The 15,904-nt window shown below is 38.6% G+C and carries 14 protein-coding genes; 9 read left to right on the top strand and 5 right to left on the bottom strand.

From position 1 onward, the window contains the following. The first annotated feature begins 94 nt into the window (after positions 1-94). Positions 95-1,129: a dienelactone hydrolase family protein gene (locus PQ456_RS13120; RefSeq protein WP_273612688.1), complete on the top strand. Its 1,035-nt coding sequence runs from the start codon at positions 95-97 to the stop codon at positions 1,127-1,129. Between the two features lie 60 nt (positions 1,130-1,189). Here the strand turns inward: PQ456_RS13120 and PQ456_RS13115 are convergent, their stop codons facing one another. From PQ456_RS13115 to PQ456_RS13095, 5 genes are all read right to left on the bottom strand, one after another. Continuing rightward, positions 1,190-1,480, bottom strand: coding sequence for a YxcD family protein (locus PQ456_RS13115; protein WP_273612687.1), 291 nt, complete (start codon positions 1,478-1,480; stop codon positions 1,190-1,192). 5 nt (positions 1,481-1,485) lie between these two features. Beyond that, a complete protein-coding gene (locus PQ456_RS13110; RefSeq protein WP_273612686.1) occupies positions 1,486-1,920 on the bottom strand; it encodes a hypothetical protein in 435 nt (144 codons plus the stop codon). 131 nt (positions 1,921-2,051) lie between these two features. Continuing rightward, positions 2,052-2,612 carry a PadR family transcriptional regulator gene (locus PQ456_RS13105; RefSeq protein WP_273612685.1) on the bottom strand — a complete coding sequence of 187 codons (561 nt, stop codon included), beginning with the start codon at positions 2,610-2,612 and terminating at the stop codon, positions 2,052-2,054. Positions 2,613-2,890: 278 nt separating this feature from the next. After that, a complete protein-coding gene (locus PQ456_RS13100) occupies positions 2,891-3,475 on the bottom strand; it encodes a beta-class carbonic anhydrase (RefSeq protein WP_069326019.1) in 585 nt (194 codons plus the stop codon). 41 nt (positions 3,476-3,516) lie between these two features. Continuing rightward, the gene (locus tag PQ456_RS13095) at positions 3,517-3,855 is read right to left on the bottom strand and encodes an iron-sulfur cluster biosynthesis family protein (protein WP_273612684.1); all 339 of its coding nucleotides are present in this window, start codon (positions 3,853-3,855) and stop codon (positions 3,517-3,519) included. 244 nt (positions 3,856-4,099) lie between these two features. Between PQ456_RS13095 and PQ456_RS13090 the strand changes: the two genes are divergently transcribed. The 8 genes from PQ456_RS13090 to mutS all read left to right on the top strand — a co-directional run bounded on the left by PQ456_RS13090 (position 4,100) and on the right by mutS (position 15,826). After that, positions 4,100-5,632 (top strand): carboxypeptidase M32, encoded by a 1,533-nt coding sequence (locus PQ456_RS13090; protein WP_273612683.1) that lies wholly within the window; start codon positions 4,100-4,102, stop codon positions 5,630-5,632. A 197-nt stretch (positions 5,633-5,829) separates the two neighbouring features. Next, complete coding sequence (locus tag PQ456_RS13085) at positions 5,830-6,804, top strand: aromatic acid exporter family protein (RefSeq protein WP_273612682.1); 975 nt, start codon at positions 5,830-5,832, stop codon at positions 6,802-6,804. A 192-nt stretch (positions 6,805-6,996) separates the two neighbouring features. Next, positions 6,997-8,037 carry an ABC transporter ATP-binding protein gene (locus tag PQ456_RS13080; RefSeq protein WP_273612681.1) on the top strand — a complete coding sequence of 347 codons (1,041 nt, stop codon included), beginning with the start codon at positions 6,997-6,999 and terminating at the stop codon, positions 8,035-8,037. Then, positions 8,015-8,941 (top strand): ABC transporter ATP-binding protein, encoded by a 927-nt coding sequence (locus PQ456_RS13075; protein WP_273612680.1) that lies wholly within the window; start codon positions 8,015-8,017, stop codon positions 8,939-8,941. The genes PQ456_RS13080 and PQ456_RS13075 overlap by 23 nt, the downstream gene beginning before the upstream one ends. Positions 8,942-8,956: 15 nt before the next feature. Continuing rightward, on the top strand, positions 8,957-9,925 hold the full coding sequence (opp4B, locus tag PQ456_RS13070; protein ID WP_273612679.1) for an oligopeptide ABC transporter permease: 969 nt from the start codon (positions 8,957-8,959) through the stop codon (positions 9,923-9,925). Positions 9,926-9,985: 60 nt separating this feature from the next. Continuing rightward, complete coding sequence (locus PQ456_RS13065; protein WP_273612678.1) at positions 9,986-10,891, top strand: ABC transporter permease; 906 nt, start codon at positions 9,986-9,988, stop codon at positions 10,889-10,891. A 38-nt stretch (positions 10,892-10,929) separates the two neighbouring features. After that, entirely contained in the window at positions 10,930-12,726 is a 1,797-nt protein-coding gene (gene opp4A / locus PQ456_RS13060; RefSeq protein ID WP_273612677.1) for an oligopeptide ABC transporter substrate-binding protein, read from the top strand. Positions 12,727-12,964: 238 nt separating this feature from the next. Continuing rightward, positions 12,965-15,826 carry a DNA mismatch repair protein MutS gene (gene mutS / locus PQ456_RS13055; protein ID WP_273612676.1) on the top strand — a complete coding sequence of 954 codons (2,862 nt, stop codon included), beginning with the start codon at positions 12,965-12,967 and terminating at the stop codon, positions 15,824-15,826. Positions 15,827-15,904 lie beyond the last annotated feature (78 nt).

Raw genomic sequence — 15,904 nt, 5'->3', positions numbered from 1 at the left:
TATAGAAATAAGAGTATCTACAATGCAGGGATAAAGAAATGAAAAGGGAATATTATAAAATGATAACGTGTGCATTTGAAAAGGAGGAATACTTATGAATAGATGGCAAGGAGATCAATTGCTACAACAATGGTATGCAGAACTGATATCTAATCATCCAGAACGTTCTTCTTATTCGAATATCATCGAGCAACAGACTCAATTACGCAACATATTACCACAATTAATCGGTACATTTGCTACCCAGGATGATCATTCGATCACACTTCTGGAAACAGTAGATTGCGGGACTTATATTCGTAAACGGATAGAATGTTCTGCTTCACCTTATAGTTATTTTGCAGCGTATGTGTTAATTCCTAAACAGATTACAGCTCCTGCTCCAGCAGTGATTGCTGTGCATGGCCATGGCTATGGAAGTCGTGAAATTGTAGGATTGTTACCTGATGGCAAGCCGGATCTGAATACACCGGGTATTCATCAGCATTATGCTATTCAGTTAGTGAATCGGGGATTGATTACTATTGCTCCTGATGTGATCGGATTTGGCGAAAGACGATTGGCAGAAGATATGGCTAACCATGCGGATATCGCTAATTCGTGTGATTCGCTTTCCAGTCGAATGCTGTTAATGGGTAAAACATTAGCTGGATTTAGAGTACACGAAATGCTCAAAGTGATTGATATTGTTAGCGATATGCCAGAAGTAAATTCAGAGCGGATCGGGATTATGGGATTTTCAGGCGGAGCGTTGATCGCTTATCTTACAGCAGCATTAGATCAGCGTATACGTGCTACTGTTTTAACCGGATTTCCTAATACATATCAGAATAGTATTCTTCATATTCATCATTGTATCTGTAACTATATTCCGGGTCAGGCATTATATGCAGACTTACCACAATGGATCGGTCTGATTGCGCCACGACCTTTATTTGTAGAAGCAGGGAGACATGATCGTATTTTCCCGATACAAGGTGTTCAGAAAGCTATAGCACAGCTACAACAGATCTATCAACAACATGATGCTGAACAACAATTTGCAAGTGATATCTTTGAAGGTGCTCATGAGATCAGTGGAAGATATGCTTATGATTGGATACAAAAAAAGCTTGCGATCCTAGACTGAACAGATAGTCTGTCTCGCAAGCTTTACAAAATAGAACTTATAAAATGAATAGTGTAGGCATTAGTTATCGTGAATGATCGCTTGAATTTCTTCTTCGTCATCATTGATAACTAATTCTACTTGTTCTTTAAATACTCGTGCATTATACTCACTGAACATATAACGTAAAATCGCTTCGTTCAGATTACTTTCGACTAAATATTGGCTTCGTCCTTCTGTCCATACTTCTGCGGTATAACCAGTATCTTCTTCCCAGGAAAGTTGAACCGTTACATCAGTAGGTTTCAGTCCTTTGCGTTCAGCGATATTCAAGCATACTGCATTGATAATTTCATCCATACTGAGTCGCATAGGCATTAACGTCTATTGTACGGGTCAGCAGATTTTTTACGTTGACGGATCATACGGTAAATTCCACGAGCCGCTATAAATAGAATATAAATGGCGAATAAGTTAATGACTAATCCTAACAAGTCTCCGAACATTCCCATATTACCGAACATTCCGCCGAATAACATACCGGCAAGACCACCAATCATTAATCCTTTGAAAAAGCTACCACCGCTAAAAAATCCACGATTTGCTGTTGAACCTGCTGTAGTATTTTTTGTACGGTTTGTGCTGTTCATCGTACTGCTATTACTATCTGTTGATTTTTTAGGTGTTGTTGTGTATGACTTCGGTGAAGATTTGAATCCGCCACCACGTCTTGCATCGGCATCATTAGCAAAGCCGCTAAATAAAGTGAAGAATAATGTGAATGCTACAAAAACCATCAGCATTTTTTTCATTGTGTTCATGATCCTCCTAGTAGTTGTCTTCAATGACAGTATAGTTAATATACGCATGACATCTGCTTCGGTTTCAAAATGTTTTAATATTGATTCTCTTGATTTTGAACCATTAGCCTCGTATCAACTGTTCATTGGTGTTGAGGTTGTGAGGAACTTTCAGTTGTAGAATTTTTGAGCATGTCGATAACCCATGTCGTCCATTCCAAATTTGCTTTAGCTGTTGATAAAGCTTTTTGACGCAAAATGTACAATCCAAAATCACGTGTACCAAATTGACGAACTTCTTCAGGCATTTTGTGAAGCGCTTGCTCAAAGTAATGAATACGTTCTTGGTAATAAATTGATCTTGTACCAAACAATGAGATAGCGTTTTCGCGATCAGTTGTCCATAAGCAAAAAGCTTTGAGAACTAATTCATCACGACTGACTGGTTCGCCTGCAGGAAGTTGCATCCATTCTTTCAGACGTTGTTCTCCTAGTGGAGTAATTGCGTAAATCTTTTTATCCGGTTTATCAGTTTGTTGAATCCATTCTGCGGATAACAAATGTTGCTCTTCCATACGTGACAACAGTGGATAAATTTGACTATGTTTTGCTTGCCAAAACGGTTGAATCTTGAGCATCAGGTCGTAACCTGACGAATTATTGCGTGCAAGCAAAGCGAGTAAACCATAAGATAGCGTGTTCATAGGGCATTCTCTCCTATCTTTTAAAACAGCCATTTGGCCGATTTAAGATAAAGTGTACACTACAACTGTATGCTTTCGCAAGGAAGCTAGAAGCGATTTGATATAAAGTTATTGAAATATAAAAAAGATAGACAAAGAATGTTCAAATTTAATAAAAGAGCGATATTTCCATCATTTCACAAAAAATAAACAGCAAAAAGACGTGGAGCAATCGCATCCACGTCCACACTTATCTATAGTTGATTATGTCATTCTTTCAAGCTAATATGGTGTACTGATTATGAGTTAGAAGGAACTTCAACTTGATCATAACCATTCACAAGTAACTCCAATTGTCCTGTTGCTGGATCAATAATCATACCGTGTACAGGTACGCTAGCAGGGAGTAGAGGGTGGTTTTTGATAATATCTACACTGCGCATAACGCCTTCTTTCTCATTATCAAAACCTTGAAGCCATCTTTTAAGTTTAATCCCTGAATTTTCAAGCGTAGTTAGCACTTCTGGTGCAATTCCACGTTCATGAATTTTTTCGATCATATGATCTGAGTTCAGTGATGCCATACCACATCCATGATGACCAACTACGATCACTTCTTCTGCTTTTAATTCATAAATAGCGACAAGAATACTACGCATTACACTACCAAAAGGCTGTGAAATAATAGCACCTGCGTTTTTTAGAATTTTGGCATCACCGTTACGAATATTCATTGCTTTAGGCAATAATTCGGTTAAACGGGTATCCATACAAGTCAAAATAACCAACTTTTTCTCAGGGAAAGGACTGGAAAGATAAGCTTCGTATTCTTTGCTAGTCACAAATTCCTGATTGTGTTGCATAATCGTTGTGATCGAGTTCATTGAGTATCCTCCTGGTCATCTTACAGATTAATAATATAAAATTAGGCTAATGCTTTGCGTCCGTCAAGAACGCGTATGCTTCGACTATAATACTGAGAAGCACTACTAAGTCTGAGCGAAGAACCCAAATCATCTGTCGATAAAGTAAGTTCATCATCATCAAAATAAGATTCGCCACTTTGATGCATAGTTAAAGACAATGCGTTACTTTCTACAACAGTATCTCTTTTACCTGGCTCGTCAATTAAACGAAGTGCCGGAATACCGCCTGTACATCCGCAATCTTCATTATCTACGAAAATACGAATGACCGCTTTTTTATCACCAATTTTGCGTGATAAATATTGTTCTGCTTGAGGGGTTACATTTACTTTTACCATCGATATTCACTCCTTAGAAGTTATCTATATTATGACATGAGCAAAAATGGTTAAATGTATTCTTATAGACAATCCATCCGTGCATATAGCACAATACAATCAAATATGTCTATAATATTTAATTGTGTACCATTGATTATACGACTAGAAGAACGTATCATCAAGAGGTGTATTTTTACAAAAATAACAATATTGCATGCCATAACCAAGTGTTGTGTATGTAAGCAGAGAGGTGAACCTTATTATGGAACAATATGTACAAGAGACATTAACACAATTTCGGCAATTGGTTCGCAAAATTAGCAGTTATGGTGAAGCGCTTGCACTAATGGGATGGGACTTGCGCACAGGAGCTCCACGTAAAGGAGCAGAGCTACGTGCCGATACGATTGGGGTACTAGCGACAGAACACTTCAAACTGTCTGTATCGAAAGAAATGGGCGGTTATATCGAAGTGCTGTCACGTCCAGATGTTTTTGAACAGTTAGAAGACAATGACAAGCGTATTGTACAAGATGTACGCAAAGAGTATGAATTGAATGAAAAAATTCCACCTGAAAAAATTCAAAAATACTCCAGCTTAACGACTCATGCACAAACGGTATGGGAAGAAGCCAAACATAATGATGATTTTGAAGGCTTTGAGCCATTACTTAGTGAAATTGTAGCAATGAAACGTGATTTTATCGATTATTGGGGTGTTAAAGACACACGTTATGACACATTGCTCGATATGTATGAGCCTGATTTAACAGTAGCCAAATTAGATGTTGTATTTGATCGTTTAAAATCACGTCTTGTACCTTTACTTGAAAAAATCAAACAATCAGAGCATCAACCAGATAACGATTTCTTGAAGCAACAATATGATATCGGTCAACAAGAAAAGATCGGTCATTTATTGTTAAAAGAAATGGGCTTTGATTTTGACGCAGGACGTTTGGATGAAAGTGTACATCCTTTCGCTACAGGTCTAAACCCAGGGGATGTGCGTATCACAACGCATTATATGCCTGAAGATGTGATGAGTGCGATTTTCAGTTCTCTTCATGAAGGTGGACACGCATTATACGAACAAAACATTTCACATGATTTAGCAGGAACTCCGCTTGCTACAGGAACATCGATGGGGATTCATGAATCTCAATCTCGTTTTTGGGAAAATGTAGTGGGACGTAGCCGTTCGTTCTGGGATCGTTATTATAGTGATCTACAAGCTTTATTCCCTGAACAGCTCAAAGAGGTATCATTAGATACGTTCTATCGTGCTGCCAATCGCGTAGAAAATACATTGATTCGTATTGAAGCAGATGAGTTAACGTATAATTTACACATCATTATTCGTTATGAAATTGAAAAAATGTTATTTAACGAAGATCTAGATGTTAAAGATCTGCCTAAAGTATGGAATAGCAAATATCAAGAATATCTAGGGATTACGCCTCCAAACGATTCATTAGGAGTATTGCAAGATGTGCACTGGTCTGGTGGAGACTTCGGATACTTTGCTTCATATTCTTTAGGAAATATGTATGCTGCGCAAATGACACATACGATGCGTAAAGAATTACCTGATTTTGAACAATGGATAGCTGGAGGAAATCTGTTACCGATCAAAGAATGGTTAACAGATAAGATTTATAAATATGGTAAAAGCCGTACTCCTTCCGAGTTGATTCAGAATATTACCGGTGAAGAGTTGAACCCGGACTATCTTGCTGATTATTTGGAAGAAAAGTATAACGAGATTTACCGTCTACAATCTACGAATTCATAACACAAAAAGCTTTCATCTGTGGTCACTACGAAACAGGTGAAAGCTTTTATTTTGTTAAACAATTGTACGATATAGCACCAAATCGATATTGTCGAATACTTATAAATCAAGTAGGATAAAACCTATACTCCAAAAGAGTAATAAATATTATAAAATACAGATAGAGAAAAAGAAGTGGAGTAAGGAGAGACAGACGCATGGGTTTTCGCGTGATCAAAACAGCTATTGCAGCATTACTAGCAGTGGTTGTAGCTAGTACGCTAGGCGTTCCAAGTGCGATGTCAGCAGCTTTGTTAGCTATACTGGGAGTCGATGTTACACGTAAACGAAGTCTTAAAACAATTGCAGCTCGATTTTTTGCTTCGTTGATTGGAATGATTTGTGCTTTTGTATTGTTTTCGTTATTTGGTTTTCATCACTGGGTATTTGCACTTTATATTTTGGTGGCTTTCCCATTGATTACACGAGCAGGTTTTAGTGCAGGAATTGTGACCAGTTCTGTAGTGGTTGTGCATATTTTTAACGGAGCAACTTTGACAGCTCATACGATGTTAGTAGAGATTGAATTGCTACTGATTGGTCTGGGTGCAGCAGCCGTTGTCAATCTGGTCTATATGCCTAATCCGCATCAGCGTCTTGATGCGATTCGCAGTGAAGTCAATGAACTGTTATCTCAAATGTGTGAACAGATTGCCAAAACGCTACGAAGTCCTTCGTTTGCCTGGGATGGTAAAGAAGTGATCGAAGCGTATGCCAAAGTAGAGCAGGGACTAATAGAATCAAAGCGTGAACTGGAAAATCAGATGTTGTATACAGATGAGTCATGGACAGTATATTTCTATATGCGAAAACAACATTTAGATTCGATTCAGAATATGATGCAACTGGTCGCGCAAGTGTATCGTAAAATGCCTCAAGCGGATGCAGCAGCAGAAATGTTTGAACAATTATCTAGAGATGTGAAGACGCCATATTATACAGGCAAGACGGAAAGTCTGTTATTAGCACTGGAAGAAGATTTTAAAAATATGGATTTACCAGTAACTCGTGAAGAATTTGAAATGCGTTCCGCTATATTGCAATTATGCAGAGAATTGGGTCAATACCTAAAAATATCCAAACGTGATAAATTGCGTAACCCCTTGCTAGGTATGGATAATAAGGTAAAATAGAATATAAGTTTAATCATAGAAGCTATCTATATCGTCACACGTTATGATAGCTTTTATGCTAAATTCTTTTCACCATTTTGGAAAAAAGTTAAATTTTATTGACCTTTGGAAGATTATAAATATAAAATGATAACAATTAACAAGAAATGTTTACATTGCGTTAAAGTTTGAAGCGAGGAGGCAACCCAAATTTTGAACACAGAATCGGTATTGGAAATCAGAGACCTGACAGTAGCTTTTCGTATCAAAGATGAGTATTATCCTGCTGTCGATCAACTGAACTTAACGATCAACAAAAACGAAGTTTTGGCTATTGTAGGTGAATCGGGTTGTGGTAAAAGTGCCTTGGCACTTTCTCTGACACGACTTCATGATAGCAAAAATACGCACATCGAAGGTGAACTGCTTTTTAAAGGGCAGGATTTGAACAAATTGTCACCTGGACAAATGAACAAAATTCGTGGTTCCGAAATCGGTATGATTTTTCAGGACCCATTAACAGCATTGAATCCTTTGATGACCATCGGCAAACAAATCGAAGAAAATCTCGATTATCATACGTCGTTATCTCGAAAAGAAAAAACAAAGCGTGTTATCGAATTATTGGAAAATGTAAACATTGTTGATCCAACGAGGGTATATGCCCAATATCCACATGAGTTATCTGGTGGGATGAGACAGCGGATTATGATCGCGATCGCGATTGCATGTCGCCCTTCATTGATTATCGCTGACGAACCAACAACAGCTCTAGATGTAACGATTCAATCTCAAATTTTGGATTTATTGAAGCAACTGCAAGCCGAAAACGACGCTGGTATTGTTCTGATCACTCATGATCTTGGTGTTGTTGCTGAAATGGCAGATCGTGTTGTCGTCATGTATGCTGGCGAAATTGTAGAAATTGCTGATGTAAATGAGTTATTCAACAATCCCAAACATCCGTACACCCGCTCATTACTGGCTTCGATGCCGGGAGCAAATGTAGGGCAGGAGAGCTTACATGTAATTGATGGTCGTGTACCTTCATTACAGAATATTCCTCGTGGTTCCTGTCGCTTCTCAGAACGTATTCCATGGATTCCACAGACTGCTCATGCAGAACACCCTGAGCTGAATGAAGTGGCTCCAAATCATTGGGTACGTTGTACATGCTACCAGAATTTTCATTTTGAAGATGAAGTAGAAGATGGAAAGGAGATTGTGTTGAATGGCATTGCTGGAACTCAATAACTTAAAAGTACATTATCCGATTCGTGGTGGCTTTTTCCAGCGTGTTGTCAGTCATGTCAAAGCAGTAGATGGTCTATCGATTCAGATCGAAGCAGGTAAAACTTACGGGCTTGTCGGTGAATCCGGATGTGGCAAAACAACAACAGGACGCGCAATTATCGGACTTAATAAAATAACAGATGGAAATGTCACATTTGAAGGGCAAGACTTAACTAAGATTGCTCACAAAAATCAACATTCATTACGTCGTGATATTCAAATGATTTTCCAAGATCCGTATTCTTCGCTTAATGGTAGAAAACGCGTATTGGATATTATTGCAGAACCATTGCGTAATTTTGAGAATTTTACTAAAGAAGAAGAGCGTAGACGGGTGCAGGATTTACTTGAAAAAGTAGGACTAAATCCAGAAGCGGCATTTAAATATCCACATGAATTTTCAGGTGGACAGCGTCAACGGATAGGGATTGCGAGAGCATTAACACTGAATCCGAAGCTGATCATTGCAGATGAACCTGTATCTGCGCTTGATGTATCAGTGCAAGCACAAGTGCTTAACTTTATGAAAGAAATTCAAAAAGAGTTTAACCTTACCTATTTATTTATCAGTCATGACTTAGGGATTGTGCGTCATATGTGTGATGAGATTGGGATCATGTATCGTGGTCGCTTAGTCGAGCAAGGGAATACAGAAGATATTTATGAGAATCCACAGCATATTTATACCAAGCGATTAATATCGGCTATTCCGAATATCGATCCTGCTCAGCGTCAAGCAAGCACACAAGCACGTCAACAGATTTTATCTTCATATCAACAAGATCTGAATAATCTATTAGACCCAGAGGGCAAGCCATTGGCATTGAAGTCGATCAGCTCGTCACATCAAGTCGCATTACCATAGGGGGGAAATTAAATTATGTGGAAATTTACGCTTCGCCGCATTCTGATCATGATTCCCCAATTGTTCGTACTGAGCGTGCTGATCTTCCTCTTAGCGAAAGCAATGCCGGGCGATGCTTTAACGGGTGCTATGCAAGCGAATCCGAATGTCAGTCCACAAGTATTAGCAGAACAACGGGAGAAATTAGGTCTAAATGATCCAGCATGGCAACAATATGGACGTTGGATAGGAAATTTAGTACAAGGGGATCTGGGAAAGTCATATGTACATAAAATAGGCGTTGCTGATTTGATTGGCAGTCGCTTGGCGAATACCTTTTACCTCGGTGTAGCAATTCTAGTATTAACGTATCTGATTTCGATCCCACTGGGGATTTTGAGTGGACGTTATCAGAATAGTTTGTTAGACAAAACGATTACAGGGTACACGTATCTCAGTTTTGCGACACCGTTATTTATTTTTGCATTGTTAATTCTATTCGTTTTTGGATTCCAATTAGGATGGTTTCCAACAAGTGGTAGTGTAGATGTAGGAATAGAGCCAGGATCTGGTTCCTATTATGCGAATAAGTTTTATCACTTGATTTTACCTGCTATTGCAGGGGCACTAGTGAGTACTACAGCAACGATTCAATACCTTCGTAATGAAGTTATCGATACTAGACTTAAAGATTTTGTCAAAACAGCTCGTTCTAAAGGTGTTCCAGAATCCAAAGTGTATTCAAAACACATTTTGCGTAACTCTTTACTTCCTATTGCTGCATTTCTTGGTTATGACTTAACAGGAGTATTGGCTGGAAACTTATTTATTGAATCTATTTTTGGTTATCCAGGATTAGGGCAACTATTTTTACAATCCATTACACAGCGTGATTATTCTGTAGTCACCATATTGGTTATGCTTTCCGGCTTACTTGCTCTTATCGGTACATTGTTGTCGGATATCATTTTGAGTTGGGTTGATCCACGTATTCGGATTGGCTAAGCTAATGCAAAACAATACATCTGGCATGTACTATCAGAATAAGAACGGAGGAAGCCTGTAATGGGAATGAGAGCTCAAACATTTGCGCCTGAAGAAACGATTCAAAAATCGCCTTCAAGTTGGTCAATTTTAGGTAAAGAATTAATCAAAGATAAAATGGCTATGCTTTCATTAATCTTTTTAGCTTTATTTTTGATTGTTATTTATGGTTCTGTATTTTTTATCGACCAAGAAGCTGTAACTAAAGTGGATCTAACTTCTATTAAAGCTCCACCTAGTGCAGATCACTGGTTAGGTACAGACCGCGCTGGTAGTGATATTTTTGGACAGGTCGTTATAGGAGCACGTAATTCAATTACGATTGCTTTTGCAATTACGATTTTTGCTGCTGTTATTGGTCTGAGTATTGGCTTAATTGCAGGTTTCTTTGGCGGAATCGTAGATAATATTATTATGCGTTTTATCGACTTTATTCTTGTACTTCCTTTTTTAATGTTAGTTATCGTATTTGTAACGATTGTACCTAAATATAATATATGGTCATTTATTTTCATTATGACCGCCTTTCTCTGGGTAGGTAAAGCTCGTCTAATTCGAGCCAAAGTCCTTGCTGAACGAGAATTGGATTATGTACAAGCTTCCAAAACATTAGGTACACCTAACTGGAAGATTATCGCTTTTGGTATACTTCCTAACCTGAGTTCAATCGTTATTGTAAATATGACATTGAATCTTGCTGGTAATATCGGGATTGAGACAGGCTTATCTTTTCTAGGATTTGGATTGCCACAGAGTACGCCGAGTCTGGGTACGATTGTAAGTAATGCAACAGATCCTGATATTTTGCAGAACTATTGGTGGATGTGGTTACCAGCATCGCTGCTGATTTTGGTACTTATTCTAGCGATTAACTTTGTCGGTCAAGCGCTCAAACGTGCGACAGATGCTAGACAGCGATTAGGATAATAAATTTACAGTACGATCATCAAAAAGGAGGAAGATTTATGTTGGGAAATACAAAGAAGAAAATCGTATCTATTCTGTTCATTGCATTTGTGTTGGTGCTATCTGCTTGTACAAGTGGAAAGTCAACACCAACTGCTCAAGAAACACCAGCAACAAGCGAAAGTGTAAAGGAATCAGGTAAGTTTCCAAAAGCAACAACGAACACTGCTGCTGCTATTGCAGGCGGAACAATGAATTACGGTTTGATTTCGGATACTCCATTTGAAGGTATTTTGAATCCTATTTTCTACAGTGGTAATCCGGATTTTGAAGTTATTCAATTCTTCTATCCTTCTTTATTTGCTACAGATGAGAACTTTGATGTGAAAGACGGTGGAGCTGCTAATATTAGCTTTTCCAACGATAACAAAACTGTAAATGTAAAAATTGACGACAAATTAAACTGGACTGATGGTAATCCTGTTACAGCAGAAGATTATGTTTTTGCTTTTGAAGTGATTGGTAACAAAGATTATGACGGCGTACGTTATGATACAAGCTTTATGAATATTGTAGGTATGGAAGATTACCATGCTGGCAAAGCGAAAACAATCTCAGGTATCAAAGTCATAAACGATAAAGAAGTACAAATCGACTTTAAAGAAGCAGATCCTTCTGTAAAATCGGGTCTTTGGTCTTATCCTTTAGAGAAAAAAGTATTTGGAGATATTCCAGTAGCAGACATGTCTTCTTCTGATCCAGTGCGTAAAAACCCTATCGGTTATGGTCCTTACAAAATCAAAGCGATGGTTACAGGTGAATCTGTACAATTTGAAGCGAACAAAGACTATTTCCACGGCGCACCTAAATTAGCTGGTGTAAATCTTAAAGTAGTTAACCCTAATGTAGTCATTGAATCTTTGAAAAAAGGTGATATTGATTTAGCTGCATTCCCTAACAGTCTATATGATGGTAAAAATGTACCAACTAACGTAGAGTTCTTGGGTAGACAAGAAATGTCTTATGATTATATTGGCTTCAAACTAGGTAAATTCGATAAAGCTAAAGGTGAAAGTGTAATGAACCCGGATGCTAAAATGGCGAACAAAGAGTTACGTCAAGCGATGGGTTATGCATTGAATAATGAACAAGTAGGTACACAGTTGTATCACGGTCTGCGTACACCTGCAACTTCATTGATTATTCCTGCATTTGCACAATATCACGATGATAGCATCAAAGGATATAACTATGATCCTGAAAAAGCGAAACAATTGCTGGATCAAGCTGGTTATGTAGATAAAGATGGAGACGGATTGCGCGAAGATCCTAAAGGAAACAAATTAACGATTAACTATGCTGCAATGAGTGGAGATACCATCTCAGAAGCTCGTGCTCAATTCTATCTGCAAAACTGGAAAGATATTGGTCTAAACGTTCAATTACTAGATGGTCGTCTACAAGAGTTCAACTCTTTCTATGATCGTATTGAAAAAGATGATCCAGACATCGATGTATATGGCGCAGCATGGGGAACAGGTACAGATATTAACCCTGCTGGATTGTACGGTAGCAAAGCGTCATTCAACTATTCTCGCTTTGTAAGTGAAGAAAATGATAAATTGCTTGCAGAAGGTGTATCTCCTAAAGCATTTGATATGACATATCGTAAAGATATTTACAATCAATGGCAGCAGTTGATGATCGATCAAGCACCGGTTATTCCTACTTTGTATCGTTACGAAGTACAAGCTGTAAACAAACGTGTTAAAAATTATGACATTACGTATGGTGGAAGCTACGATTCACTAGCTGAAATCGAGTTGACTTCAGACAAACCAGAAGTACAACAATAAAAGATTCACTACAAGTACCACCAAAGAAGTGCAAACCGGTAACATTAGGTTTGCACTTCTTTTTTGATCCGTAGCACTTTTCAAGCTCTTTCGTTATAATAAAGAGACGAACAGGTATTTGCATTTCGAAAAAAGATTGCATATCGCAATAAGTATGAGTACGATAATATTTCGATAAAAACAAGCATGTTATATCTATGCTTAACGATATTCTGGAATGCTTTTTTGGAGGGGAAACATGACTACGTATACACCGATGATGATGCAATATCTCAAAATAAAAGAACAAGCACAAGATGCATTTTTATTTTTCCGATTGGGGGATTTTTACGAATTATTTTTTGACGATGCGATTCTAGCATCTAAAGAATTAGAGATCACGTTGACAGGCAAAGCTGCTGGTGTGCCCGAGCGGATTCCGATGTGCGGCGTACCTTATCATTCAGCAGAGAACTATATCCATCGCTTGATTGAAAAAGGATACAAAGTCGCTATCTGTGAACAGGTAGAAGATGCAGGCGCAAGCAAAGGAATTGTCAAACGTGAAATTATCCGCGTCGTTACACCGGGTACGATGATGGAAAGTAAAGGGTTAACCGACAAAGCGAACAACTACATGATCTGTTTGACAGAACGTGAAGGGAAAATGGCTTTAGCGGCTTGTGATCTGTCTACAGGTGAACTGCATGTGACATCTGCTTTATCTTCACAACAATGGTTACGTGATGAACTAGGATTGTATGAACCGTCTGAAATTATTGGACAAGTCGATCTGATTGATGAATCTTATCGTCAAGCGCTACAACTAGGACGCAAAGTACTATATACACCATGGGACAAAGCACGCGAGGAATTAGCACGTCGTCAATTTGGTGAAGCAGCGTGGGCAAGACTGGATGAAGAACGTCAGTTGTGTATTTCTATACTCATTGGCTATTTAAGTGAAACCCAAAAGCGTTCGCTTGGACAATTAACACATATCAGTGCTTATGAGCCTGAACATTATATGATTCTCGATCCATTTACACGTCGTAATCTAGAATTGATAGAGACGGTACGTGAGCGTTCTCGTAAAGGTTCATTGCTATGGTTGCTTGATCGTACAGAGACGCCAATGGGTGGACGATTGCTTCGTCGCTGGATCGATAAGCCGTTGTTATCTCGTAAATTAGTAGAAGAGCGTTTAGAAGCGGTAGAGAAGCTTCATCAAGGATTAATTTTGCGCGAAGATTTGCGATCGCAATTGAAAGGGATCTATGATCTGGAACGTTTGGTGGGACGGATTGCTTTTGGAACAGCAAATGGACGGGATATGTTAGCTTTACGTGACTCGCTTGCTCAAATTCCAGAATTGCGTCGTCAATGTACAGATTCTTCTTCATCCACCTTGCAACAAATCGCGCAGTTAATGGATGAATGTACAGACTTAACCGATGCAATCAGTACAGCGATTGTAGATGATCCACCTGTATCGGTAAAAGACGGAGGATTGATCCGCGAAGGCTATCATGCTCATCTGGATGAATTACGTGAAGCTAGCGTCAACGGTAAGCGTTGGATTGCTGAACTTGAAGCAGCAGAGCGCTTAGCAACAGGGATCAAGTCGCTCAAAATCGGTTATAACAAAATTTTCGGCTATTATATAGAAGTAACTCGTTCTAACTTAAATGCTTTACCAGAAGGCAGATACGAGCGCAAGCAGACGTTAGCAAATGCAGAGCGTTACGTTACACCCGAACTGAAAGCCAAAGAAGCACTTATTTTGGAAGCTCAAGAAAAAATGGTCGATATTGAATATGAGTTGTTTGCTGATCTGCGAACTCAAGTTGCTAACGAAATTCCACGACTCAAACAGTTAGCAGAAAAAGTAGCAGAGATCGACGTTTATCAGTCTTTTGCCGCGATTAGTGCAGAGCGTGCTTTTGTCAAACCTGTATTGACAGATCGTTATGATCTGATTGTCAAAGAAGGTCGTCATCCTGTAGTAGAAGCAGTAATGAATAATACATCGTTTATATCGAACAGTACAGAAATCACAGAAGATAAAGCTAATATTTTACTGATTACAGGCCCAAATATGGCTGGTAAAAGTACGTATATGCGTCAAGTGGCTTTGGTGTCTATTATGGCACAAATTGGATGTTTTGTACCTGCAAGTCAAGCAGAAATTCCAATGATCGATCGCATTTTTACCCGTATTGGAGCCGCAGATGATCTGATCGGTGGACAAAGTACCTTTATGGTAGAAATGGCAGATATTCAAGTAATGACCGAGCGTGCAACACCTCGAAGTCTTATCATTATTGATGAATTAGGCCGAGGGACATCAACCAGTGAAGGGATGTCTATAGCTCAAGCAGTGATCGAATATGTGCATCATGAGATCGGCTGTAAAGCATTGGTGTCTACCCATTTTCATGAATTAGCGCATTTGGAAGAAACGTTAGAGCATCTACAAAACTTCTCAATGGCTGTAAAAGAAAGCGGAGATAAAGTTCATTTTCTGCGCAAATTAGTTCCGGGTGCAGCTAGTACCAGTTATGGTATTTATTGCGCGCAACTGGCAGGCTTACCAGAAAGTATTATTGATCGCGCGAATGGTATACTTAGCCGGATGGAGCAGGCGAGTAGCACTGTTGTAGCAGATCAATCGGCTGTAGCGATATCTGCTAAATCAGAAGAGCAACAACATAATGATACACAATCTCAACTGTTATCCAATGAACAAACACAAACATCGTTTTCTGCTGAAAATAACAATCATTCTTCTGTCCAGATTGCTGAAAAAGGTTCTATACTTTCTGTTGATCATAAGCAAGAGTCAGCCAATCAACCATCTGATATAGAAATAAATACGCTGAATAAACAGTCTGTCTCACCAAGCAGACATTCTGCTAATTCAGCTACATCCAAAGCTCAAGATGTTGTACAGTTGTCTATTTTCGGAGATGAAGAAGAAGTTACTCAGACGATAATCAAAGAAGATCCGATAGCCAAACAAATCGTAGAATTGATTCAAAATACAGATATTATGAATATGACTCCTTTACAGGCTATGCAGTTGTTGAACGATCTCAAAGTGAAAGCAACGTATTCATAATAACGGTTGATGGTATAGATCGATACCCTATTTATTTTGCTAAATATTACGAAATGAAATGATGGAAGGAGGAATTAT

Origin of the sequence: Paenibacillus kyungheensis (assembly GCF_028606985.1) — a bacterium.
Lineage (GTDB): Bacteria > Bacillota > Bacilli > Paenibacillales > Paenibacillaceae > Saccharibacillus > Saccharibacillus kyungheensis.
Note: the sequence above shows the minus strand (reverse complement) of the source record. Positions and strands in the feature narration are given on the sequence as shown.

Excerpts from the sequence above, each read along its gene's own strand:
- opp4B (WP_273612679.1), top strand. The coding sequence starts at position 8,957 with ATGTGGAAATTTACGCTTCGCCGCATTCTGATCATGATTCCCCAATTG.
- PQ456_RS13095 (WP_273612684.1), bottom strand. The coding sequence starts at position 3,855 with ATGGTAAAAGTAAATGTAACCCCTCAAGCAGAACAATATTTATCACGC.
- PQ456_RS13110 (WP_273612686.1), bottom strand. The coding sequence starts at position 1,920 with ATGAAAAAAATGCTGATGGTTTTTGTAGCATTCACATTATTCTTCACT.
- mutS (WP_273612676.1), top strand. The coding sequence starts at position 12,965 with ATGACTACGTATACACCGATGATGATGCAATATCTCAAAATAAAAGAA.
- PQ456_RS13105 (WP_273612685.1), bottom strand. The coding sequence starts at position 2,612 with ATGAACACGCTATCTTATGGTTTACTCGCTTTGCTTGCACGCAATAAT.
- PQ456_RS13115 (WP_273612687.1), bottom strand. The coding sequence starts at position 1,480 with ATGCGACTCAGTATGGATGAAATTATCAATGCAGTATGCTTGAATATC.
- PQ456_RS13085 (WP_273612682.1), top strand. The coding sequence starts at position 5,830 with ATGGGTTTTCGCGTGATCAAAACAGCTATTGCAGCATTACTAGCAGTG.
- PQ456_RS13100 (WP_069326019.1), bottom strand. The coding sequence starts at position 3,475 with ATGAACTCGATCACAACGATTATGCAACACAATCAGGAATTTGTGACT.
- PQ456_RS13090 (WP_273612683.1), top strand. The coding sequence starts at position 4,100 with ATGGAACAATATGTACAAGAGACATTAACACAATTTCGGCAATTGGTT.
- PQ456_RS13120 (WP_273612688.1), top strand. The coding sequence starts at position 95 with ATGAATAGATGGCAAGGAGATCAATTGCTACAACAATGGTATGCAGAA.
- PQ456_RS13075 (WP_273612680.1), top strand. The coding sequence starts at position 8,015 with ATGGCATTGCTGGAACTCAATAACTTAAAAGTACATTATCCGATTCGT.
- opp4A (WP_273612677.1), top strand. The coding sequence starts at position 10,930 with ATGTTGGGAAATACAAAGAAGAAAATCGTATCTATTCTGTTCATTGCA.
- PQ456_RS13065 (WP_273612678.1), top strand. The coding sequence starts at position 9,986 with ATGGGAATGAGAGCTCAAACATTTGCGCCTGAAGAAACGATTCAAAAA.